20 protein-coding genes are annotated in these 22750 nt (G+C 44.5%); 15 read left to right on the top strand and 5 right to left on the bottom strand.

Annotated features, from left to right (window positions below; genetic code table 11):
- The first annotated feature begins 94 nt into the window (after nt 1-94).
- The 7 genes from QUA03_RS21605 (at nt 95) to QUA03_RS21575 (ending at nt 8204) form a co-directional block, all read left to right on the top strand.
- Nucleotides 95-1687 (top strand): type II CAAX endopeptidase family protein, encoded by a 1593-nt coding sequence (locus QUA03_RS21605; protein ID WP_333214822.1) that lies wholly within the window; start codon nt 95-97, stop codon nt 1685-1687.
- A 353-nt stretch (nt 1688-2040) separates the two neighbouring features.
- Nucleotides 2041-2253, top strand: a complete 213-nt coding sequence (locus QUA03_RS21600) for a hypothetical protein (RefSeq protein WP_333214820.1) — start codon at nt 2041-2043, stop codon at nt 2251-2253.
- A gap of 94 nt (nt 2254-2347) precedes the next feature.
- On the top strand, nt 2348-2695 hold the full coding sequence (locus QUA03_RS21595) for an NINE protein (RefSeq protein WP_333214819.1): 348 nt from the start codon (nt 2348-2350) through the stop codon (nt 2693-2695).
- A 169-nt stretch (nt 2696-2864) separates the two neighbouring features.
- Nucleotides 2865-3569: a helix-hairpin-helix domain-containing protein gene (locus tag QUA03_RS21590; RefSeq protein ID WP_333085337.1), complete on the top strand. Its 705-nt coding sequence runs from the start codon at nt 2865-2867 to the stop codon at nt 3567-3569.
- A 25-nt stretch (nt 3570-3594) separates the two neighbouring features.
- Complete coding sequence (locus tag QUA03_RS21585; RefSeq protein ID WP_333214817.1) at nt 3595-4077, top strand: DUF29 domain-containing protein; 483 nt, start codon at nt 3595-3597, stop codon at nt 4075-4077.
- A gap of 292 nt (nt 4078-4369) precedes the next feature.
- Nucleotides 4370-5380 (top strand): chlorophyll synthase ChlG, encoded by a 1011-nt coding sequence (chlG, locus tag QUA03_RS21580; protein ID WP_333214815.1) that lies wholly within the window; start codon nt 4370-4372, stop codon nt 5378-5380.
- A 241-nt stretch (nt 5381-5621) separates the two neighbouring features.
- Nucleotides 5622-8204, top strand: coding sequence for a PBP1A family penicillin-binding protein (locus QUA03_RS21575; RefSeq protein ID WP_333214835.1), 2583 nt, complete (start codon nt 5622-5624; stop codon nt 8202-8204).
- Nucleotides 8205-8227: 23 nt separating this feature from the next.
- Here the strand turns inward: QUA03_RS21575 and QUA03_RS21570 are convergent, their stop codons facing one another.
- The 3 genes from QUA03_RS21570 to QUA03_RS21560 form a co-directional block, all read right to left on the bottom strand.
- Nucleotides 8228-9751 (bottom strand): 16S rRNA (cytosine(967)-C(5))-methyltransferase, encoded by a 1524-nt coding sequence (locus QUA03_RS21570; protein ID WP_333214813.1) that lies wholly within the window; start codon nt 9749-9751, stop codon nt 8228-8230.
- Between the two features lie 115 nt (nt 9752-9866).
- Nucleotides 9867-10583 carry a Uma2 family endonuclease gene (locus tag QUA03_RS21565; protein ID WP_333214811.1) on the bottom strand — a complete coding sequence of 239 codons (717 nt, stop codon included), beginning with the start codon at nt 10581-10583 and terminating at the stop codon, nt 9867-9869.
- A gap of 167 nt (nt 10584-10750) precedes the next feature.
- Nucleotides 10751-13642 carry a tetratricopeptide repeat protein gene (locus tag QUA03_RS21560; RefSeq protein WP_333214809.1) on the bottom strand — a complete coding sequence of 964 codons (2892 nt, stop codon included), beginning with the start codon at nt 13640-13642 and terminating at the stop codon, nt 10751-10753.
- 399 nt (nt 13643-14041) lie between these two features.
- On the opposite strand from QUA03_RS21560, the gene QUA03_RS21555 reads away from it, so the two are divergent.
- Both QUA03_RS21555 and QUA03_RS21550 read left to right on the top strand, forming a co-directional pair.
- Nucleotides 14042-14248 (top strand): hypothetical protein, encoded by a 207-nt coding sequence (locus QUA03_RS21555; protein ID WP_333214807.1) that lies wholly within the window; start codon nt 14042-14044, stop codon nt 14246-14248.
- 195 nt (nt 14249-14443) lie between these two features.
- Entirely contained in the window at nt 14444-15148 is a 705-nt protein-coding gene (locus QUA03_RS21550) for a hypothetical protein (RefSeq protein WP_333214805.1), read from the top strand.
- Between the two features lie 454 nt (nt 15149-15602).
- On the opposite strand, the gene QUA03_RS21545 is transcribed toward QUA03_RS21550, so the two are convergent.
- Both QUA03_RS21545 and QUA03_RS21540 read right to left on the bottom strand, forming a co-directional pair.
- Nucleotides 15603-16049, bottom strand: coding sequence for an NADAR family protein (locus QUA03_RS21545; RefSeq protein ID WP_333214803.1), 447 nt, complete (start codon nt 16047-16049; stop codon nt 15603-15605).
- A 48-nt stretch (nt 16050-16097) separates the two neighbouring features.
- Nucleotides 16098-16811: a hypothetical protein gene (locus tag QUA03_RS21540; RefSeq protein ID WP_333214801.1), complete on the bottom strand. Its 714-nt coding sequence runs from the start codon at nt 16809-16811 to the stop codon at nt 16098-16100.
- Between the two features lie 121 nt (nt 16812-16932).
- Between QUA03_RS21540 and QUA03_RS21535 the strand changes: the two genes are divergently transcribed.
- The 6 genes from QUA03_RS21535 to QUA03_RS21510 form a co-directional block, all read left to right on the top strand.
- The gene (locus QUA03_RS21535) at nt 16933-18012 is read left to right on the top strand and encodes a dipeptide epimerase (RefSeq protein WP_333214799.1); all 1080 of its coding nucleotides are present in this window, start codon (nt 16933-16935) and stop codon (nt 18010-18012) included.
- Nucleotides 18013-18043: 31 nt separating this feature from the next.
- Nucleotides 18044-18826, top strand: coding sequence for a Uma2 family endonuclease (locus QUA03_RS21530; protein WP_333214797.1), 783 nt, complete (start codon nt 18044-18046; stop codon nt 18824-18826).
- Between the two features lie 102 nt (nt 18827-18928).
- Complete coding sequence (locus tag QUA03_RS21525) at nt 18929-20002, top strand: DUF1611 domain-containing protein (RefSeq protein ID WP_333214795.1); 1074 nt, start codon at nt 18929-18931, stop codon at nt 20000-20002.
- 19 nt (nt 20003-20021) lie between these two features.
- The gene (locus QUA03_RS21520; protein ID WP_333214793.1) at nt 20022-20663 is read left to right on the top strand and encodes a type I restriction endonuclease; all 642 of its coding nucleotides are present in this window, start codon (nt 20022-20024) and stop codon (nt 20661-20663) included.
- A 57-nt stretch (nt 20664-20720) separates the two neighbouring features.
- A complete protein-coding gene (locus QUA03_RS21515; RefSeq protein ID WP_333214791.1) occupies nt 20721-21194 on the top strand; it encodes a GNAT family N-acetyltransferase in 474 nt (157 codons plus the stop codon).
- A 66-nt stretch (nt 21195-21260) separates the two neighbouring features.
- The coding region (locus tag QUA03_RS21510) for an amidase (protein ID WP_333214789.1) at nt 21261-22750 on the top strand (1490 nt) is incomplete at its 3' end.

The raw sequence follows: 22750 nt of genomic DNA, 5'->3' as shown, positions 1-22750 counted from the left end.
TTTACCAGTTGTCGGGATACTCTCGTCTGCAACGACCTATGATTAAAGACGGAAAAGATTTAGCCACGGATTCGCGCGGGACGGAAAAGCAGTAATGACACTGAAGCGGGTTATTTTAGGTATTTTAACGGCGATCGCGATCGCCCTGGTCGGTTTATCTTTACTTGCTAGTTGGAATCAGCCGCAAATTCAAAGTCGGCTGGAACTCTACCAGACAAATTTGCTGCTGCACGCCTCGGAGTGGCAAGGAGAAAATAATCAGAGTGCTAATTTAAGTTCGGCGCGCAACAATATTGTCGGTGCAGATCCTTTAAATACGGCTTTGACGCAATATCAAGAAGCGCGAGACTCGACTCGCAAAACTCTCGAAACAACTCAAGCACAAGTTAAACAAATTCAGTCTGCCATCGCCTCTAAGTCTGAGGATAATACTCTGAATTTGGCTCCAAATAAGGCTGCGTCAGAGTCGATCAATCAACAGTCAGTGCTGCTAAACGAACTTGACTTGCGATTGGGAATTTTGCAGGCAAGCAGTGGCAAAACTGAGGTGGCTATCCAAACTTGGACAAATTTAGTTGAGCGCTACAAAACTAAAAGTGATGACGATTCTTCGGTGGTAACTGCTCAAGTTTTAACTGGAATTTGGAGCAATCCGGCTCAACTACTGCCGGATGCCGAGCCGCGCATTCAAAAGTCTTTGGATGGCTGGTTTCGCTATCGCGCTCTCGCTCAACTTTACAAGCTGCAAGAACGTTCTAAAGAGCTGGTGGCCCTGCAAGCAGCAGAGCAAGTAATGGCCCAGCAAGCTGTAGAAAAGTTGGCAATTATAGTTGGCGTTCCGGCGATCGCACTTTGTATTGGCACGGTTTTGTTGGTTGGTTTGACGGTGCAGTGGTTGTTGCAGCGGCAGCAGTTAGATACAGCAGGTTCCGGCCCGCTGTTGGCGCGAAATGCGAGCTTGACTTGGGATGTGCCTTGGGACGGTGAGATTGTTTGGCAGGTACTTGTGGTCGGCTTTTTCTTTGTCGGCCAAATCTTGATTCCCTATTTGTTGCTGCCGGTTTCTCTGGCTGTTTTAAAACTCAATCCTGCTACTTTTGACCCGCGCGACAAGGCTTTTTATATCTTTGCGACTTATTTGTTGCTGTCGGCTGGGGGGCTTTCGGTACTGTATTTTTCGGTCAAGTCTTTTTTGCCTTTGCCTGAAGGTTGGTTTCGGATTAATTTGCGGGGAAATTGGTTTTTGTGGGGATTTGGCGGGTATTTTGTTGCTTTGCCTTTGGTAGTTTTGGTGTCGCTGATCAATCAGCAATTCTGGCAGGGACAAGGTGGCAGTAATCCGATTTTGCCGATCGTTCTCGAAGGTAGGGACAACGTGGCTTTGGCGGTGTTTTTCGGCACTGCTGCGATCGCGGCTCCGGTTTTTGAGGAAATCGTGTTTCGGGGCTTTCTGCTGCCTTCTCTGACTCGCTATTTGCCTGTTTGGGGGGCGATCGCAGCTTCTGCTTTCTTGTTTGCTGTGGCTCACTTGAGTGTTTCTGAGATTCTGCCTTTGGCGACTTTGGGTGCGGTTTTGGGGTTTGTGTACACGCGATCGCGCAATCTCCTTGCTCCTATGCTTCTCCACAGTCTTTGGAACAGCGGTACTCTCCTGAGTCTGTTTCTTTTGGGCGGCGGCGCGAGTTAATTCGGGCGGTTGTTAATAATTGTGAATTAACCGAGTTTTTTTGACAGTTTTCGTGGGGGCGATCGACTCTTGCCAAACACAGCATTAGGGTGATCGGTGCGCCCCTGATATCTAGTCCGGTAAAATAACCGGAATTTCATTAGGGGCGGGTTCATCCTAATCTGTAATATTAGCCACAGATCCAGATATACCCGCCCCGGTCGCTTACTTTAGCGGAAAAACCTGGTTTAACATGGAAGTAATATCTTGTGGGCTGATGATTGAGAGACTGGCGCGGGCGATCGCACCAAACGGAAGTTGACAATCCGGCTAATTTATAGCTAAATTTTAATTTAGGATGAGGCTTAAACCCAATGAGCAATTTGAATAGCCACAAGTTAGAGGGAACGCCGAGTTGGATGCGTTTCGCACCCTACGCAGCCTTGGGCATTTTAATATTTTCTCTCAATTCAGGCAGCGAACTAAATTATTTCTTGAGAGGCTACTTGGTCATTCTACAAGCTCAAGTCGGTATCGTTCTGCTGTATTTTGCGATGTCTAAGTTTCGCAAAAACCCAAATAAATGAGTAAAAATTAGTAAGATTACTTAGCTCGATCGTTAAAGGTCGAGGGTTAAAGGTCGATCGCAGAAGTTAAAATAAAAAACTGGGGAAAGTAAAAATGGTAAAAGATAAAACCGTAGCAGTTGTGTTAGCTTTCTTTGTAGGAGGTTTCGGAGTTCACAAATTTTATTTGGGCAATAACTTAGCAGGGGTATTATACTTGCTATTTTCTTGGACATTAATTCCGTCACTGCTCGCATTTTTCGATTTTATCGGCCTGCTGCTGATGTCGGAACAAGCTTTTCAGGTTCAGTACAATGGTGGCATGTTGCCGTCGGGGTATGCCCTCAGAGCGGCAAAAGATGTAACCGGGGCGATCGGCGAATTGAAAAAACTTTACGATATGGGCGCAATTACCGCCGAAGAATATGAAGAAAAACGCCAAAAACTGTTGCGAGAATTGTAATTAAGAAGGAAGTTCGGCAACGGATTAGCTTTCTTCGGATGTAACGGATGTCAGTTCGATGGAAGAAGGAAGAAGGAAGAAGGAAGAAGGAAGAAGGAAGCCCACTATTAAAAAAGTGGGAGTGAAATAAGAAAGTGTGAGAACACAATTATTTAAGGATAAAATTAAAGTGTCTCAAGATTTATACTGGCTGCGTCAAACTCCAAATTGGGTGTGGTATGCTTTTATTCCCTACTTCGGCGGATTGGCGATCGCCTATGCAGGCCAAAAGTCAAATATTCGTAGTTGGATGGGATGGGGTGTTGCAATTACTTTAGCAGCACTAGCGGTATCTTCTTCAACTAATTTGGGTACGATCGTGTGGATCGCTCAAATTGTTACTGCTTTTAGTTTGAAAAAGCGCTATCTGATCAAAACCGCACCTAGAGGCTTACTGGTTCCTGCAACTGCGACAAATGCCGAAGAACTAGCAAACGTGCGCGGCAAAATAGATATTAACGAGTGTACCAAAGACGATATGGTCAGAATCTTGGGTTTGCCGATCGTCTACGCCAACGATATTGAATCTCTGCAAAACGAAGGCTACATTTTTACCCACGCCGAAGAGTTATCAGAAATAGCCGGAGTTCCCGAAAGTCACGTCAGACGAATCGCCCCGATGATTTGCTTCAGCTACAATTATCAAAAAGAATTGCAGTTTACTTGGAAACGGTTAAATATTCTTTCGCCGGAAGAGTTGATAGCCAGCGGTTTAGATCGATATGTTGCGGAAAAAATAGTTAGAGAAAGGCAGAGAAAAGGCGCTTACAAATCAGTTGTCGAAGTCAAGCGACGGACGGGACTGCCTTTTGATTCCTATCGCCATATTTGTTAATTTCAGTTGTTAGCACGAACAGCTTATGACAACAAAATTAGAAGTTGAACCACAAAAATTGTATGATACAGATTACCTGAGATGGATGGAAACCACTGTGGAAAAGTTGCGGGTTCGTGACTATTCAAACATCGACTGGGAAAATCTGATTGCAGAAATAGAAGACATGGGGCGAAGTGAACGCCGGAGTTTAGAGAGTAATCTGGTGGTAATTCTCCTGCACTTGCTCAAGTGGCAATTTCAACCGGATCAAAGAAGCGGTAGTTGGAAAGGCAGCATTGTCGAACATCGCAGACACATTCGCCAAGCTCTGAAAGATTCCCCCAGTCTCAAACCATATCTTGAAGAGGTATTGGCTCAATGCTATGCGGATGCAGCAGAACAAGCAAGCGCTGAAACTGGATTGCTTGTAGAGACGTTTCCGAAATTATGTATCTACACTGCTGTCGAGGTTCTAGATTCTGAATTTTTGCCAGATTTTCTGCCAGATGAGATGATTCAAGGGTAGTATGGCAAAAAACTCGATCGCCTCATGGTAATTGACATTAAATGCACCTGCTGGTAAAAAATCTCCCCCTGCAGGCGGCCTCAGCGAAATTATAAAAAAAGTATTTATCCTCTTGACATTTCCACAAAAAAATGATATCTCAATATATTGTGAAACTCCTACTTTTCCTTAGCATCAACTCCAAGCCAGGGTAAGTTTTCAAGAATCTGCCTTAAATATCAGTGGTAAGCTATCTGAATTATTATTGAAATGCAAAACGACGCAATAGTAGCAGTACCGCTAACATCACATTATGTCTGACTCTCCTCCATCCCAAATCTCCCCAGAAGCTGCACCGGAAAGTGCTGCTACCGAAAACCGCAGTGCCAAAACTAGGCAACTGTTGGGCATGAAAGGGGCCGCTAGCGGAGAAACTTCTATCTGGAAGATTCGCTTGCAATTGATGAAACCGATTACCTGGATTCCCCTAATTTGGGGCGTGGTATGCGGGGCTGCGTCTTCTGGGAACTATGTTTGGAACTTAGAGAATTTCTTGATCGCAGCAGCTTGTATGTTGATGTCAGGGCCGTTGCTGACCGGGTACACTCAAACTTTGAACGATTTTTACGATCGCGAAATCGACGCCATTAACGAGCCCTACCGTCCGATTCCCTCCGGTATCATCTCGATTCCCCAAGTAGTAACGCAAATTTTGGTATTATTAGCGGCTGGCATTGGGGTGGCTTATGCTCTAGACTTGTGGGCGGGTCATGAATTCCCGATAATGACTGTTTTGACTCTCGGTGGCGCGTTTCTAGCTTATATCTACTCTGCGCCTCCGCTGAAACTGAAGCAGAATGGCTGGTTGGGAAATTATGCCCTGGGTGCTAGCTACATTGCCCTGCCTTGGTGGGCGGGTCAAGCTTTGTTTGGTACACTAGATCCGACGATTATGATTTTGACCCTGTTTTACAGTTTGGCAGGGCTGGGGATTGCGATCGTCAATGATTTCAAAAGTGTTGAGGGCGATCGGCAATTAGGGTTAAAATCTTTGCCAGTGATGTTTGGCATCAGCACCGCAGCTTGGATTTGCGTTTTGATGATCGACATCTTTCAAGCTGGGATTGCAGGCTACCTGATCAGCATCCACCAAAATCTTTACGCTGTCATTCTGCTGCTGCTGATAATTCCCCAAATTACTTTTCAGGATATGTACTTTTTGCGTAATCCCCTGGAAAATGATGTTAAATATCAGGCAAGTGCTCAGCCTTTCCTGGTTTTGGGTATGCTGGTAGCAGCCTTGGCACTGGGTCATGCGAGTTAAGCAGAGTTTTGAGGTTTGAGTTAAAAATTTTTGAATTCAAAAAATCTAATTCACCTCTCAAAAAAATACCAAGTTCTGCAGCGTTAAGAAAAGTTTTGAATTTTTAGTTTTGAATTAAAAAGTTTTTAATTCAAAAAAGCTAATTCAAGGCAGCGTGTGTTATTCAAGAAAAAATGTCGAATTAAAAATTAAGAATTGAAGAAGGCTAGCTTTTTTAATTTTTAATTTTTAATCGGACTTGATGAGGTTTGAAGGTCTGAACGTGGCAGAATTTTTCTCAAATATCAAAGATACATTGAGCAAAGTCACTAACGCAATAAGCGGTAATTCCGATCGAGAACCGCCGAAGGCTGCGAAGGGTAATAAGCTCAACTCGCCGGAATCAGAGGCGGAATTTTATCCACGGAAAAAGGATGAGCGATCCGAGTATGTGGTATCAGAAGATGCTGCGCCTCTAGAAGAGTCAGAATATTTAGAGTCAGAATATTTAGAGTCGGAATATTTAGAGCCAGAATACGCTCGATATCCAATAGTCAAGCGCAATTGGCAAGGGTTGAAGCGCTTAATTGCTTGGTTGGAAATTGAACCTCAAGTTACCAGCTTGCAAACCAAGGGAAAAGAATTGTTGCGGCCGGGATTAAGTTTGCTGGGAACTAAATCACCCCAAAAATCGGATAGTAGCGAATTGCCGGAAAATAGCGCATCGCCGAACACCCAACTGCAGATAAATACGGCACTACAGGAAAATAGCTCACCGCAGGAAAATACTAAAAAACGTATCCCCCGCCGCCCTAGATTTTGGATAAGTTTAGGTGTGGCAAGTATAGGCGGGGGCGCTTTAATCTACGGTTTATGGATTTTGTACACATTAGACAAAGGTTTGCCGGATGTTAACGATTTGTCAGCGTTTAACCGCGACGGAACGCTGACAATTAAGGCGGCAGATAATACGATTTTGTTGCAGTCGGGGCCTGCAACTAGAGATAAACTGAAACTTCAAGAAATTCCCGAACTGTTGGTTAAAGCTTTTATTGCGATAGAAGACCGCCGTTTTTACCAACATCGCGGGGTGGATTATCAAGGTATTGTGCGATCGATTGTTTCTAATTTGATAGCGAGAGATTTAGTGCAGGGCGGCAGTACAATTACGCAACAATTGGCTCGCGTTGTTTTTCTTAATCAGGAAAGAAGTATTAGGCGGAAGGTTCGGGAAGCTCTTTTAGCTCAGAAAATAGAGCGGGAGTTGAGTAAAGACCAAGTTTTAGAAAGATATTTAAATCTGGTTTATTTGGGTTCGGATGCCTACGGAGTGGCAGATGCAGCTTTGGTTTTCTTTAGCAAAACAGTCGATAAATTAACTTTGGCAGAGATGGCAACTTTGGCGGGTTTGCCGCCGGCACCGAGCGAATATTCGCCTTTAGTTAATCCTGATATTGCTAAGCAACGCCGCAATCTTGTGCTGCAACAAATGCAGGAAGCAAAGGTAATTACAGAGGCTGAGGCGAAGGAGGCGATGGCGGAACCTATTGCCGTTAAACCAAGTCCGCCGAAGCGATTTAAAGTAGTCGCACCTTATTTTGCTAGTTACATTCGGAAGGAATTGCCGCGCTATGTTTCTCAGGATGCTTTGGAAGCTGGCGGTTTGACTGTTGAGACGACGGTGGACTTGAAGTGGCAGAAAATAGCGGAAAAGGTGGTTAAAGATGCGATCGAAGTTGATGGCCGCCGTCAGGGTTTTGAACAGGCCGCTTTAGTTTCTATGGACACTAAGACTGGGGAAGTTAAAGCCCTGGTAGGAGGGGGAAATTTTAAGGAAAGTGAATTTAATCGTGCTACCCAGGCTTTGCGGCAGCCCGGTTCGACGTTTAAAGGGTTGGTTTATGCCGCGGCGATGGCGGCTGGTTTTTCTCCCTATGACGGTTACGAAGACGAACCAATTATTATCGACGGCTATCAACCGAATAATTATGGCAAAAAATTTAGCGGTTGGCGATCGATCTCGGATGCTTTGACACGTTCGGTGAATGTCGTAGCTGTGAAGGTGTTGATGGATGTGGGTTTTGAACCGGCCATAAAAGTAGCCCACGATATGGGAATTAAGTCGAAATTGAGTCCGATTTATTCCCTGGCTTTGGGTTCTTCGGAGGTGAATTTGCTCGAGTTAACCAATGCTTACGGTACTTTAGCAGCCCAAGGAAATTTTATTGAAGCCCACGGAATTAAGCGGGTGATTAATCAGCGGGGAGATGTGATTTATCAGGCTGATTTTAAACCGAAGCGGGTTTTGGATAAGGATAGTGCTGCGATTACTACTTGGATGTTGGAGGGTGTTGTGCAAGACGGTACGGGGGGGCCGGCGGCTTTAAACGATCGCGCTGTAGCAGGCAAAACCGGTACTTCGGAAAATGTCAGGGATTTGTGGTTTATTGGTTACATTCCACAGGTGGTGACTGGGGTTTGGCTGGGGAATGATGATAATTATCCGACTTGGGGAACTAGCGGTACGGCTGCCTACAATTGGCGCGATTTTATGAGTCAAGCTGTTAAGGGAATGCCCGTTGAGAAGTTTCCGAAGTTGCCGAAGTTGGAGGGTCGCAAGGGCAGTATTAAGGCAAAACCGGTGGAGCCTAAGAGGATTATTCGCGGGATGATTGTGAATGAGGATGGGGCGATCGTGCCTTATAATCCTAATCCTGAACCGAAGTATTACCCACCGCAAGAGCCTGCTTATCAAGAACCTGCTTATCAAGAACCTGCTTATCAAGAACCTGCTTATCAAGAGCCTGCTTATCAAGAGCCTGCTTATCAAGAACCGGGATATTAAACTATCGGTTTGTAGTAAGGACTTTAGTTTTTTTTCAATTGCTTTAGCCTCACCATAAAAAAGCCGTCCATGTGATGTCTGTGTGGCCACACTTTCACCCATCCTTCGGGTGATGGCTGTACTGGTAAATCAATTGTTGGGGGTTCTATTTGCCAGTGAGGATTGCTGTCTAAGAACGATCGAATAACTGTTTCATTTTCCAACGGATGAATTGTGCAAGTTGCATAAACTAATACGCCGCCGGGCTTGACAAATGTCGCTGCATTTGCTAGCAATTCCGATTGCAGTTGGGATTGTGTTTGAATGTTTTCCGGCGTGTGTCGCCAGCGGGCGTCGGCGCGGCGGTGGAGGGTTCCGAGGCCAGAACAAGGTGCGTCTAGTAAAACTCTGTCTGCGAGGTTAACAAACTCTGGGAAATGGCGGCTGTCTCCGGTATGAATTTTAATGGATTTCATCTGGAGTCTGTCTGCATTTTCTTTAAGTTTTTTGAGTCTGCTGGCGGTTTTGTCGCAGGCATAAATAGTACCTTCATCCTGCATTAATTCGGCGCTGTGGGTGGTTTTTCCCCCCGGTGCGGCGCAGGCGTCGATGATAGTTTCCCCTGGCTGGGGCGCTAGTAAATGGGTGACTAATTGAGCGCTGCTGTCTTGGATTGTCCACCAACCTTCGCTGTATCCGGGAAGGTTTTGAATTGCGCCGATGCTGCCATTTAGTCTTAATGCTTGCGGCAACTGTGGGATTCTGCTAGTTGAGATGTTGTGGGTTTTGAAGGCAGCTTCAATTTGGGCGATCGAGCTTTTTAAGGGATTGATTCTCAGGTCAATTGTGGGGGATTGGTTGAACCATTCACAGAGTTGTTCGGTTTCGGTTTCGCCTATTTGTTCGATCCACAATTCTATTAGCCAGTCGGGGAAACTGTGGATAATTCCTAAGCGTTGGACTGGGTTTTCGGGTAATTTTAGGGAATTAAAACCCCCCCCTGCCCCCCCTTGGTAAGGGGGGGAGTTAGAGGTAGTTTTAGTTTCTGCTTGCTGAGGGGAATTAAAACCCCCCCCAGCCCCCCCTTGGTAAGGGGGGGAGTTAGAGGTAGTTTTAGTTTCTGCTTGCTGAGGGGAATTTGCAACACTCTTAGCCCCCCCTTGGCAAGGGGGGGTTGGGGGGGTTAAACGGGTATATTCTCGCAACAAACCGTTGACAAAACTGCTGAGTCCTGAAAACCCGTTTTCTTTTGCTAGTTGAACGGTGGTGTTGACGGCGGCGGAGGGGGGAATCTGGTTGAGATATTCGAGTTGATATAAGCCTAAATGTAGGATGGTGCGGAGTTCGGGCGGTTGTTGGGAGGATTTCTTGGTGGCTAGTTTGTCGATGATGAAGTCGATCGATCGCATTCTCCTGACGCTACCGTAAACTAATTCTGTGACTAAACGCCGATCGAGGTCGTTGAGTTGAGAATTGCTGAAAGCGCGATCGAGGGCGGCATCTGCGAATGCACCTCGGCGGTGGACTTCGCGGAGTGCGAGAAAGGCTATTTGGCGGGGATTTTGCATAATTAAGATATGGGGGTCTAGAAACCGGGTTTTTTACGATAAGATGCGTTACAGCCCGCAGATTTGGTGAAAAACCCATTTTCCGATCGCCCGTGATTCGAGGACTATTATAATCTCAAATGTCCTCTGGATTTATGCCCATTTCTCGGAGTTTTTCTGAAAGGCGATCGGCTTTTTGCTGTACTAACTCTTTCTCCTGTCGTTCTTGTTCTATTTGTTGTTGCGTTTGTTCCATTTGCTGCTGCGCTTGTTCCATTTGTCTTGATAACTCCACATAAGACAAAAACTTTAGTCCGTCGGGACGATAAATTTCTAAATCTCCCGATGCAGTTTCAAAACGGATCTCCAAACGCGGACTTACCCAACCCTCCATTGATTCAATATAGTTGAGTTTTCCGTCACTTCGCATCCAACCCATTAACTCCTTATCCTTTAAATCGTAGAAATAACATTCTTCGACTCCATAATTATCATAAAACTTAAAAAGCTTAAATATTTCTCGCATTCGGTTGCCGGGGGAGATGATTTCAAAGACAACTTGTGGCGCAATATTATCTTCAAGCCACTGTTGGTAGGAACCTCTGTCACCTTTGGGTCTGCCAAAGACTACCATAGTATCAGGTGCTTGGCGAGTTTTGTTATCTCCTTCGACGGGATACCACAGCAAATCACCTGCTACAAAGACATTTTCGTTGTCTTTGAATAAGGCATCTATTCCGCCTTGAATTTTTACTATTAATTGAAACTGTTTAGTATTGTCAGACATGGGTTTTCCGTCGCTGTCTGGGTAGATGATTTCTGGCAAAGTTTGAGAGGAAATTGTTGTTGTCATGGGGATGACTCCATTGCTAGTAGCATCACTTTCTATTTTATACCTATTTTATAGGACTTACGCAGGGTGCCCAGAAACCGGTTTTTTTTACGAAAATACTTCGTTTGTACTCGAAGATTAGGTAAAAAACCCGGTTTCTTTGTCGGAGTGCGTAAGTCCTGTTTTACTTATTCGGGTTGTGTTGATACCAATGGTTCTAATAAATTGCGTTCTTCTATGGCAAGTTCTAGCAAAACTCGTCTGTCGCCCTTTGTTTCCTTATAGCGGACAGCCGCATTCAGCAGGCGGATGGGAATTTGGAATTCTTCGTACTTGCTGGTTAGTTCTTGCCACAATTCTAACCAAGTGCGTGCAGCTTTGTCGCTTACCATTTCTGACATTAGCGCGGGGATGTTTCGCACAATTGCCTGTCCTAAGATTGAGATAGCTTCGTGTTTTTCGTAAACTGCAATTAGGCTGGTGATGCGATTTTTCCATATCCCTGCATCGTGCGTGTTTGCGAACAGGTTGCGGGTAATTAACTCGGCATTTTCTGCATCAGCTTCATCGCTTGGTTCTAGGCGTTGGAATGCGTCGTATAAGGCAGCGATACCTTCATCCCAACGATTTAATCCGAGAATAGCCATAGCGCGTTTGAAGAAGACATATGAAGATCGATCACCTAGTTCGATCGCTCGATCTAAGGATGCTAATGTTTCGTCGTAGCGCTTAAGATTGTTGAGTACATCGCCTCGTACAGCCCAAGCCGACTGAAAATTGGCATCAAGTTCGATCGCTTTATCAAAGGATACTAAGGCTTCATCGTAGCGTTTGAGGTTGTTGAGTAAAACACCTCGGCTCAACCAAGCTAACTGAAAATTAGCATCAAGTTCGATCGCTTTATCAAAGGATACTAAGGCTTCTTCATAGCGTTCCAGGTTGAGCAAGCACCAGCCTTTATTGTTCCAAGAGATCGCATCATGCGGATCAACCTCAATAGCTTTGTCTAAGGATGCCAAAGCTTCTTTATAGCGTTTGAGGTTGTTGAGTAAATAGCCTCGGCTGGCCCAAGCCCACTGATCGCTGGGGTCAAGCTGGCTAGCTTTATCGTAAGATTCTAAAGCTTCTTCATACCGTTTGAGGTTATTGAGCACATTGCCTCGGTTAGCCCAAGCCCACTGATAATTGCCATCAAGTGTGAGCGCCCTATCTAAAGATGCTAATGCTTCATCGTGGCGTTTGAGGTTATTGAGCACATTGCCTCGGATACGCCAAGCCCACTGATAATTGGCATCAAGTTCGATGGCTTTATCAAAGCATACTAACGCTTCTTCATAGCATTTGAGGTTGTTTAATAGATCGCCTCGCTTAACCCAAGCCCACTTAGAATTAGGGTCAACCTCAATCGCTTTATCATAAGATACTAAGGCTTCTTCATAACGTTTAAGATGGTCGAGTACATCACCTCGCTTAACCCAAGCCCACTGATGATTTGGGTCAATTTCGATCACTTTGTCGTAGCATTCTAAGGCTTCTTCATAACGTTTAAAAAGGTCGTTGAATACATCGCCCCGCTTAGCCCAAGCCCACTGATCATTTGGGTCAATCTGGCTCGCTTTGTTGTAGGATGCTACGAATTCTTCATAGCGTTTAAGGTGGTCGAGTACATCACCCCGCTTAGTCCAAGCCCACGCAGAATTCGGCTTAAGCTTGATCGCTTTATCTAAAGCAGCTAAGGCTTCTTTGCGCCATTCGATATCTTTTACCTCAGACGCAAGGCGATAATATTCTTGATCCTTTAGAGTATCAAATGGAATCGGTTCTGAGCATTGCTGATCTTCAGCATGACTTTCTCTGTCAGAAAAATCAAAATCATCCATCCTCGATTCCAATCGCTGCTGCAACTCTTTTCGCGTATACCAAAATCGCAAAAAATTTATAATTAATCTAATCGGTTGATTTTGCTGCTGCTTCACCTCAAGACAAAAACGCATTAAGGGTTCCCGCAATTCATACCAAGATTCCCGTCCAATTTCCTCAGTTTTGACATAACCCTTATCTCGCAAATCTTTCAGTTGGCTCGATGCTGTTTGCTGAGTAATAAAACAGAATTTAGAAATTTCTTTTACAGGTGTAGCACCGCCTCTGTCGCACAAAAAATTAACTATTTTTCGCTGCTGATTGGACAAAATTTTAATTTTTTCCTGATAGAATGGTGTTAAATCATCCAGCATTTCCATAAATGCTTTCCTCAGTTCGTCGAGGGAGTCACGGGTAAGAAAAGCTGAAAGAATAATATAAATCCGAGGACTACCGCCTGAAAGGTAATGGACAACTTTGATTCGCTCGAACCCTTTTTTCGTGTCAATAAAAGCTGCTAATTCTTGCTTTCCTTCAAATTCGGCGATATTCTTCAACAGTTGCGCCGCTTCCTCCAAGGTCAACTCTGGCAATTCCTGAATGTTGAAAAAGCCGTAAAACGGAGATTTTTTAATTTTAATCCCCTTAAATAAACTGGTTGATGTGGCGACAATCGTACATTTGCCTAACTCTTGAATAAAGGCCAGGAATTGCTTTTGTCCTTCTTCGCCTAACCCGGAAAATATCTCATCTAAATTTTCTACAATCAACAGGAAAGTGCGGTTCCCAACAAATTCTTTTACCAATTTGGCGGCCGTACTTTCTGCGGTATCTGGTGACTGATACAATTTTTCTACTGTTGCTCGTAGTTTGGCATTATATTCTTTTAAATATTCATTTTCAAGGGCCGGGAAAATTCGCAGCAGAACATCTAAAAAAGACGAAACGCCCCATTCTTCCTCCCGCAACCATGCAATGACCAATTTTTCCCGCAAATTTTCTAGCTTGCAGACGCGGTGATAAAGCAGTGAAATTAGGTAAGTTTTGCCAATACCGCGCGGTCCAATTAACAGCGTGTAATGCTTAGCTGAATTCGCAGCACTTTCGCGAACCCGTTCAACTAAATCCTGCACTAATTGCTGGCGCTTAACTAGAATTGCTTCTAACGCTTCCGGCGTCATTAAACTAGGAGTAAATCGAGAAAGATATGTGCTTTTCATAAAACAGGTTTTACACAACTTATCGAAAGTCCGCCTTCGCGGACTTTGTTTGTGTAGCCTCAGGTTTCAACCTGCTGGCCGTTAGCGGACTTTGTTTGTGTAGCCCCAGAACTCAAAGCTGCGATTGCTGATTTTTTTTAGGTTTTTCCATGAAATGCTTTTTAGACAAGGATTTTACCGCTTATACGTTTAATTGTACCATACGTTTCAAAAATATACGTTATTTTTGTTGTATATTTTTGAAAGCAGTGTTAGACTGCCCTTGACAAGCAAACAAGCGCCCCTAGCTGTTACTAGAGACGCTTTCGATCGCTTGTTTTTTTCAGAGCGACTGGCTGCCACCAGAAACGCTCGTCAAGTTCCCATTTTTATGGTCTTTGTACAGACCAAGGAGTTTATATGTCTGATTTTAGCACAAACCAAGTCATTCTGGTTTCTACGACTCCAACTGATGCGGCAACACCGCCGGAAACTGGAGGTTTCATGCCCTTACTGATGTACGGAGGAGTTGCAGTAGCCGTGATTATTGCAATGGCTTACTTTTCCCAAACTTTGCTCAACTCAATTACTCAGTTGACCAAAACCCTGAACAAAAAACACAAATAATCACTGGTTTCTTGGTTCCCCGGCACAGCCTGGGAATCAGTATCCAGAGACTCTGCCTCCCAAGTCTTAGACTCGCGGGAGGCAGAGCCTCCAAATCTGCGTCCCCAGGCTCTGCCTGGGAACAAGAAAAAATCTTAAAAATATTCTTTAAGACTTGTTACAATACACAAAACTTCATACTTTCCCCAACACTGGATGACCTTTTTCAACGCCTCCGAACCCCTAATCCGCTGCAAACAGGAACATCTCGACGTACAAGACCGCGAAGGCCTGTTGCAACTCCGCTGGCAAATTGGAAATATTACTCTTTTCTCAGGACTTTATACCCGCATCGACCAAACTTTTCTGCTTTGGGGTTTGGTGACAGGGGGGATTTTTTTCACTGCTCAGTTTTTCCCCATCAGTTGGAGCTTTCAGGCGATTCTGTGGTCAAGTTTGACTCTAATTGGCACTGCGGGAATGGCGGTTTTGACTTTGTTTTGGGTAAGAGTCGAGCGTGTTAGCTGGATTCTTTACTCTTGGGCGATTTTGATGATAACTGGTTTGGTTTTGACCGATTGCAGTATTTTTGCCGGTTGGGGAGGTTTGCTGCTGCACCTTTGCGATTTGTGGTTGGGGTTGAGCGCGATCGGCTATTTTTGTACAGGACTCGGTTTGCGATCGCGCACTTTTCTCCTGATTGGACTAACTCATTTATTTAGTATCCCTTTATTAACATTCGTTGCACCTTGGCAATATCTAACCACAGGAATAATTATGGCTGGTTGTTTGTTGTTATTGTCCGAATTACAGTGGGATATGCGATCGCCGATCGACAATAGTTTGCTAAGCGCAGAACAGAAAGAATTTAACAAAATTCAACAGCAACTGCGACAGAGTGGCGCGATGGTATCCAAATAAATCACAAATGTAAAGAATTCTGTAGCACTGCTGACACTTTCCACAAATCGTACACAATAGTAAAGATACAGCATCAATAAAAAACAAACTTTAACCAGAACAGGTGTTTTGCTGTTTTACCTGTGAATCGCCAACTTTAGGGGAACGGTGTCCGGGAGGCGACTGGGTAACAATGCTGTACTTGCAACCATAAAAGTTAATTCCGGTTGAGAGTAGTTGTTAAAACAAAAAAAGTGGTGCAGGGTTTTTACCGTTTCCCCTGCTTCGCAGTCTCTGAGGAGAGGCTAAACCCTCTACTAGAACAGCCCGACGAGATTGACACAAGTTTTGACAGTTGCTCATGCCGATTTATGAGTTCAGTGTTTAAGAAAATTGAGGAAATGCTCGCTGACGAGCATTGCAGGACTTAGGATTAAATAAGTCCTGCTTTAGTTTGGGAAATTTAAGTTCTGTTTTACTCTGATGTGCGTTTTCGCAATATTTCCCTTACTTCCATTAAAATCTGGCCCAACATATTTTTGCCGCTGCCATCTTTACCGCAACCCCAATAGTAATCAACAGGGGAATTTTCGACTATTTCCTCATCCGCAGTAGCGAGTAAAATTTCTCTAATTTCGGCATGAGTTTCAAATTTGCGGAGTACGGCTTTTCGCATGATATCATCTTTTACTTTTTCCCAATCTTTACGGAGGGGACGAGAGCGATCACGTCCCATTTTTGCGGCATCTTTCGGTGTTTTTGCGTGGCGAATTTGGTCACAATGAGCCGTTTTGGGAAACTTTTGTGCTTGAAAATAATGCTCGGTAGTTGGCCAATATTCTCCGTCTAACTCGAATCCATGACTGGAAAAGTTAGAAAAACAGCCGTATTCGCTGGCAGTGGTGTAGAAGTAGATAGCCATAAAGTCTGCGATTTCAATTTCGTTAATAATCTTGGTCGATCGTCAGTTTTACCTCTCTGGATTATCCAATATCTTCAACTGCAAATCAATAGTTTTAAGATGGGAACCGATGTAAGACAGCAGGGCGTAGATAAATACGATCACCCCTACCATTTCCAAAATTTCCTCAACACAAACCATCAAACCGTATATCAAGTTTCGTTGAGTTACCGCATCTGCATAATAGCCAGTAACCATTTCCATGCCAAGTGCTCCACCCACATATATACTGCCTGCTAGTAAGAAAAAGTCTCTTATTTTCCGGGGTAGGTGCCGGAGAAACTTGAGATAAGCCAGCGCAGTAATCCCAACAAAAATCGCCCCAGGAATTACCCAAATGAAGTAAAAAATTCCCCCTAAATTCAGTGCCTTTCGCAAGTCGTTAATAATTAATATTTCGTGCAGACTCAATATTTCATCTAAAGAAAAAAATACAAACATCAACGCCAGCGCTTTCCAGTGTCCAAAATACCGATCGCCCTGCTTCTTCTTAGCACTAGCAATAATACCTAGCAAAATCGCGCAAAACAGCAAAGTAAATGACGAGTACCACGAAGGATAATTTATTTCTTGGTCTAAGTTAAACAAACTAATCCAGCGTTCTTTATAGTTAAAACCGTAGCGCAGAACTTGTACGATGCAACCAGCAACAGCAAAGAAGAGCACCCAAATGCTGAGAGAGAAGGCAACTCTCTTCGGCGAAACAGAAATAAGGAATTTCATCAAGTTTTTGATAAACTAGAACAAGCAAAATCAAACTATAAAGTAAAAAGTTACAAATCGCAAGAGCTGCACAATCCGCCCCCTCGGATTTTTATTTAGAAAAAATTACCAATCACTGACAATGCACCTTCAAATTGAAACTTTCACTGTCCGCAAGCGGTTTGCCCTTACCATCAGCCGCGGTACAACAGCCCAAAGTACGAATTTATGGGTAAAATTAGCACACGAAGGAATCGAAGGTTGGGGAGAAGCATCGCCCTTTTCCACAGGTTCTCGGCCCCAAACTACCGAAATGCTGCTAGCTGCATTGCAGGAAGTTGCACCGCTGCTAGAAAAGTTTACTCCGTTCGATCGCCAAAAAATCGAACAAGTATTAACAGAGGTCAACTTACCCTCAGCCGCCCGGGCCGGCATCGACATGGCAATGCACGACTGGCTGGGCAAAAAAGCAGGCTTGCCGTTGTGGAAAATGTGGGGATTAGATCGATCGCGCATCGTCCCCACCTCGGTCACAATCGGCATTAATTCGCCGTCTGGTGCAAGAGAAAGAGTGCGCGATTGGTTTGGTAAAGATGGGACAGATCCAGCAAGCATCAAATACCGCGCCGTCAAGGTCAAATTAGGCAATCCCGAAGGAATCGAAGCCGACAAAGTTATGTTAATAGCAGTGCTAGAGGAAGCACCCGCTAACCTTAAAATCAGTGTAGATGCTAACGGTGGTTGGAGTTTGAGCAGTGCGAGCGAAATGTGTCACTGGCTAGAAAAATACCAGATAAATTATGTCGAACAGCCCCTTTCACCAGTCGCGGATATGGATGAATTATCAGAACTGTACCGTAAATCGCCCCTGCCAATTTTTGCTGATGAAAGTTGCTTTAATACTTCCGATATACCCAAGTTAGCGCACTGCGTCCACGGCATCAATATCAAAATGATGAAGTCAGGGGGATTAACTGAAGCAATGCGGATGATCCACACAGCAAAAGCCTGCAATTTGCAAGTAATGTTCGGCTGTTATTCAGATAGCGCGATCGCAAATACAGCAGCAGCACAACTTTCACCGCTAGCTGACTATTTGGATTTGGACAGTCACTTAAATTTATTAGACGATCCTTTCACCGGTGCGATCGTCGAAAATGGGTGTTTGCTGCCAAACGGGCGATCGGGATTGGGAGTGCGGCGAGTTGAGATTGTAGAATAGAAGTATCGCTCAAAACAAATCTGGAGATAGTATGATACCAGTAGAATCAATAGGAGAGCAAATTAATAGAGAAGCCAAGCTTTTCTTTGAAGAACACAAGCCACCGACTGATTTGATTTTTGATGATGGTGCAGAAATGGAAAGCAACCGCCACCGTATAGCGATGACCGTTTTAATCCGTTCCTTAGAACAAGGTTTAGCTAACCGGAACGATTTTTTTGTCGGTGGCAATATGTTTATTTATTACAGCGCTAAACAGATTCGGAATCAGGATTTTCGAGGCCCAGATTTTTTCGCAGTTTTGGGTGTAGACAGCAATACTTCCCGACAAGGCTGGGTAGTTTGGGAAGAAAACGGACGTTACCCGGATGTGATTGTGGAACTGCTGTCGCCGTCAACGGCAAATCAGGATACAGGCAAAAAAAAGGATATTTACGAGCAGGTTTTTAGAACTCCTGATTACTTTGTTTTCGATCCTTTCGAGCCGAATTCTTTGCAAGGATGGCGTTTAGATGCCACCCTGCGCTATCAGCCGTTAGTGCCCGACGAGCGGGGTTGGCTGTGGTGCGAAACGTTAGGTTTTTGGTTGGGCACTTGGGAAGGAATTGTCGATCGAGAAACAGCGACTTGGGTGCGTTTTTTCGATGAATATGGCAATTTAGTTTTGTTGCCGGAGGAAGCCGCTCAACAGCAAGCCGAAGCCGCTCAACAACAAGCGGAACAGGAACGCCAGCGAGCCTCGCGACTAGAGGCCAGATTGCGAGAATTGGGAGAAGATCCGAATGATCTTATCCTGAACCCAAATCACAGCTAACACCCAATCGATTTTAGATTTTAGATTTTAGATTTTAGATTTTAGATTTTAGATTTTAGATTGAAGTTAAAATCTAAAATCGCCCGTATCACAAGTAAATCAATGACTAAAAACTATCCGATCAAAAATGGCAAAGTTGCTATCTTGTTCCACGAGGGAATTCTCGGTTCTTCCGGGAAAACAGGTTTAGCATTGTTGCGCTACAGCGAAGCACAAATTGTAGCAGTAATAGACCGCCAATGTGCCGGACAATCTTTACCTGAATTAACTGGCATTCCTCAACAAGTACCGATAGTTGCTTCCGTTGCAGAAGCACTGCAATTTGCGCCGAATATTCTGCTAATTGGTATCGCTCCTTCCGGCGGTGTTTTGCCGGCAGAATGGCTGCCAGAAATTAATCAAGCGGTAGCAGCAGGTTTGTCAGTTGTCAATGGTTTGCACGCGAAACTTGCCCCTTTGATAACAGTTCCGTTAACCGAAAATCAATGGATTTGGGACGTGCGTCAGGAACCGAAATCTGTGGGTGCGATCGCCTCTGCCGCCGCTGCTAAATTAAGCTGTCGCCGCGTGTTAACCGTCGGCACAGATATGAGCGTTGGCAAAATGTCAACCAGTTTAGAACTCAATCGCACTTGCTTGCAGCGGGGTTTGCGTTCCAAATTTTTGGCAACGGGACAAACGGGTTTAATGATTGGAAATGAAGGCCTTCCTTTGGATGCAGTGCGAGTTGATTTTGCCGCTGGTGCTGTCGAACAAATGGTGCTCAAATTGGGTTCTGAATGCGATATCCTGCACGTAGAAGGGCAAGGTTCGCTATTGCATCCGGGTTCGACCGCGACTCTGCCGCTGCTGCGGGGTTCGCAGCCAACTCACTTAATTTTAGCCCACAGAGCCGGACAAACTCGCATTCGCAATCACCCGCACGTATCGATTCCCAGGGTATCAAAAGTAATTGAATTGTACGAAATGGTAGCTGCTGCTGCAGGTGCTTTTGCAGGGGGAAAAGTGAGCGCGATCGCCCTCAACACTCATCACTTAAATGAGGCAGATGCGCTGTTAGCAATAGCTGAACTTCAAGCAGAAACGGGGTTGCCTTGTACCGATCCCGTAAGGTTTGGCGCGGAGGTTTTGTGGGAGGCGATCGACAGTTGCTCTGCTAGAATAAATTACAACTAGCAAATAGCTACTGAAAACTATGACACAATCACTTCAAGCAAAAACACTGACCCTGCACGATGTCAAAACAAAATTTAACTTCCAACTTTGTGAAGACGAGCAATTCTTCCGGGAGTGGATTGACGATTTACCAGAAATTACTGATGAAGAAAAGCGATATCTAGACAAAGTAAAGGCTGGCTATACTAACAGTGCCGACCACTCCATGATAGAAGATACCGTAAAAATGGTGGTACTTGCTCCCTTGCTCTTTTTAGCAGATTTATACCTGAATCCATTTCATATAGAAGCAGAAAAATCGGTGGAACTTGTCACCGTGGATGAAGGTATACTTGTCAGAGGAAGTATTGATGTTCTGCTTTTAATTGAATCTTTTTGGGTTGTTGCGATCGAAGCGAAGCGAGCACAATATTCCGTTGAAGCTGGACTTCCTCAGTTACTATTTTATATGCTGAATGACCCCAGTCCAGAACCACTAACATTTGGGCTTCTGACAAATGGTAGCAGCTTTCGATTTATCAAAGTGACCAAAGGAGACATACCGGAGTATGCCGTGTCTAAACTTTTCGATATTGGGAGTCCAGGAAACGAACTTTACGAAGTCTTTCGCATTTTGAAGCGGCTAGCTGGTATAATTTCGAGTAACACATCTTCTACTTAAATAGATAATAAGCCTGTTGAGAACTCAAACTAAACGAGACAGCCAACAAAAATCACAATGAATGAAAATTCTTTGGAGTTGCCGCCACAATGCGTTATCCGCCAGGCCTGTGCTCAAGATATCAAATCAATTAGAAGGTTAGTTTGGAGCGCCAAACTCGATCCAACTCAGTTGCGCTGGGAGCAATTCTGGGTCATCGAATGCGAGGGAAAATTGGCAGCTTGCGGACAGTTGCGGAACTTTGCGGGCGCGCAAGAATTGGGCAGTTTGGTGGTGGCGAAAGATTGGCGCGATCGAGGTTTGGGAAGCTACCTCACAAAATATTTAATTCAACAAGCTACAGAACCGCTATATTTAGAATGTTTGGGAAAGCGACTTGCATTATTTTATACTCGCTTTGGCTTCGGAGAAGTTTCCGTACAAGAATTGCCGGAGTCGCTTAAATTCAAGTTCAGTTTGTCTCAATTAGCTAAAACTTTATTCAGAATTCCTGTAACAATTATGCAGTATCAAGCAAATTGTATAGAGTGAAGTCTAGGGTATACAGCGCTTCCCGCTGTAATTTAGAACAATTACTCAATAACTGAGGAGTGCAATATGTCTGGCTTTCCCGATTATCAACAATATGATGGTTTAGGCTTGGCTGAGTTAGTACAAGCAAAGCAAGTTACTCCAGCCGAGTTATTGGATGCAGCGATTGCCCGGATTGAAGCGTACAATCCAGTAATTAATGCTGTCATTTGCAAAATGTATGAACAAGCAAGGATGTTAGTCAATCATGACTTGCCAGAGGGTTCATTCAAAGGCGTCCCTTTTCTATTAAAAGATTTGAGATCGATGTATGCGGGTGTTCCTACCAGTAGTGGCAATCGTTTACTTAGAAATATATCAGCCAGCCATGATAGTGAATTGGTGAGACGTTTCAAAGCAGCAGGAGTTGTCATTTTAGGTAAGACAAATACTCCAGAATTTGGTATTACACCCTACACCGAACCTCAGACTTGGGGAGTGACTCGCAATCCTTGGGACTTGGAGCGTACACCAGGAGGGTCTAGTGGAGGTTCTGCGGCCGCGATTGCAGCAGGAATGGTTCCCATAGCTGGGGCGGGGGATGGCGGCGGTTCTGCCCGAATTCCAGCATCTTGTTGTGGCATTTTTGGACTAAAACCCAGTCGGGGGCGTATTCCCACTGGTCCGATTGCAGGTGAATTGTGGCGTGGATTTTCAACTGAAACGGTGCTAAGTCGTTCTGTTCGCGATAGTGCAGCTATGCTGGATGCAATCAGTGGTTCTGATGTGGGAGCCACCTATTTATCTCCGCCACAGGTAAGACCCTATTTGGACGAAGTTACGACTGCACCAGGAAAACTTCGCATTGCTTTTACCACTCATCCATTTTTGGGTGATGCGGTTCATGAAGATTGCATAGAGGGATTGAAAGCAACCATTAAATTACTTCAAGAACTTGGGCATGAAGTTGTAGAAGATCGGCCTAAATTTGATGGAGAAGCTTTTGCCTTAAATTTTATGAGAATTGTTGTTGGGGAAACTCGTGCAGATATTGAGTGGGCGGCTAAATCAACACAACGAAAAGTGACTGCTGAAGATTTTGAATTAGGGACTTATTGTTTAGGCCTGTTAGGTGAGGCTTTGAGTGCGGCTGACTATGCTAAAGCAGCTCGTCAATTACAGGTAGAGGCACGGAAGATAGGCCCATTTTTTGAACAATATGATGTTTTGCTGACTCCCACCCTTTCTCAACCTCCAATTCCTATTGGTTCACTTCAACCGTCATCAGGGAAAGAATTTTTGATGAATTTGGTTGCGAGAACAAATGCAAGCTGGTTACTGAAAGTCATGAAAGTGATTGAGCCTCTCGCCAGACAAGTCTTTAACTTCACTCCCTATACAGCACCATTCAATGTAACAGGGCAGCCTGCAATGTCTGTGCCTTTGTATTGGAATGAAGCAGGTTTACCTGTTGGGATGCAGTTTGTGGGAAAATTTGGGAGAGACTGTTGGCGAATGTCTGAGGGGTTTCACCCCTCAGACATCGCCGTCCTGAATAGGCAGAATGATTGTGTAAT

The organism is Microcoleus sp. S36b_A4 (assembly GCF_036700645.1).
In the GTDB taxonomy this organism is placed as follows: Bacteria; Cyanobacteriota; Cyanobacteriia; order Cyanobacteriales; family Microcoleaceae; genus Microcoleus.
Note: the sequence above shows the minus strand (reverse complement) of the source record. Positions and strands in the feature narration are given on the sequence as shown.

Bases quoted from the DNA above. Each gene is read 5' to 3' on its own strand.
- QUA03_RS21550 (WP_333214805.1), top strand. From the start codon at position 14,444: ATGACCTTTTTCAACGCCTCCGAACCCCTAATCCGCTGCAAACAGGAA.
- QUA03_RS21595 (WP_333214819.1), top strand. From the start codon at position 2,348: ATGGTAAAAGATAAAACCGTAGCAGTTGTGTTAGCTTTCTTTGTAGGA.
- QUA03_RS21535 (WP_333214799.1), top strand. From the start codon at position 16,933: ATGCACCTTCAAATTGAAACTTTCACTGTCCGCAAGCGGTTTGCCCTT.
- QUA03_RS21585 (WP_333214817.1), top strand. From the start codon at position 3,595: ATGACAACAAAATTAGAAGTTGAACCACAAAAATTGTATGATACAGAT.
- QUA03_RS21530 (WP_333214797.1), top strand. From the start codon at position 18,044: ATGATACCAGTAGAATCAATAGGAGAGCAAATTAATAGAGAAGCCAAG.
- QUA03_RS21540 (WP_333214801.1), bottom strand. From the start codon at position 16,811: ATGAAATTCCTTATTTCTGTTTCGCCGAAGAGAGTTGCCTTCTCTCTC.
- QUA03_RS21520 (WP_333214793.1), top strand. From the start codon at position 20,022: ATGACACAATCACTTCAAGCAAAAACACTGACCCTGCACGATGTCAAA.
- QUA03_RS21565 (WP_333214811.1), bottom strand. From the start codon at position 10,583: ATGACAACAACAATTTCCTCTCAAACTTTGCCAGAAATCATCTACCCA.
- QUA03_RS21545 (WP_333214803.1), bottom strand. From the start codon at position 16,049: ATGGCTATCTACTTCTACACCACTGCCAGCGAATACGGCTGTTTTTCT.
- QUA03_RS21570 (WP_333214813.1), bottom strand. From the start codon at position 9,751: ATGCAAAATCCCCGCCAAATAGCCTTTCTCGCACTCCGCGAAGTCCAC.
- QUA03_RS21525 (WP_333214795.1), top strand. From the start codon at position 18,929: ATGACTAAAAACTATCCGATCAAAAATGGCAAAGTTGCTATCTTGTTC.
- chlG (WP_333214815.1), top strand. From the start codon at position 4,370: ATGTCTGACTCTCCTCCATCCCAAATCTCCCCAGAAGCTGCACCGGAA.
- QUA03_RS21560 (WP_333214809.1), bottom strand. From the start codon at position 13,642: ATGAAAAGCACATATCTTTCTCGATTTACTCCTAGTTTAATGACGCCG.
- QUA03_RS21600 (WP_333214820.1), top strand. From the start codon at position 2,041: ATGAGCAATTTGAATAGCCACAAGTTAGAGGGAACGCCGAGTTGGATG.
- QUA03_RS21605 (WP_333214822.1), top strand. From the start codon at position 95: ATGACACTGAAGCGGGTTATTTTAGGTATTTTAACGGCGATCGCGATC.
- QUA03_RS21555 (WP_333214807.1), top strand. From the start codon at position 14,042: ATGTCTGATTTTAGCACAAACCAAGTCATTCTGGTTTCTACGACTCCA.
- QUA03_RS21575 (WP_333214835.1), top strand. From the start codon at position 5,622: ATGAGGTTTGAAGGTCTGAACGTGGCAGAATTTTTCTCAAATATCAAA.
- QUA03_RS21515 (WP_333214791.1), top strand. From the start codon at position 20,721: ATGAATGAAAATTCTTTGGAGTTGCCGCCACAATGCGTTATCCGCCAG.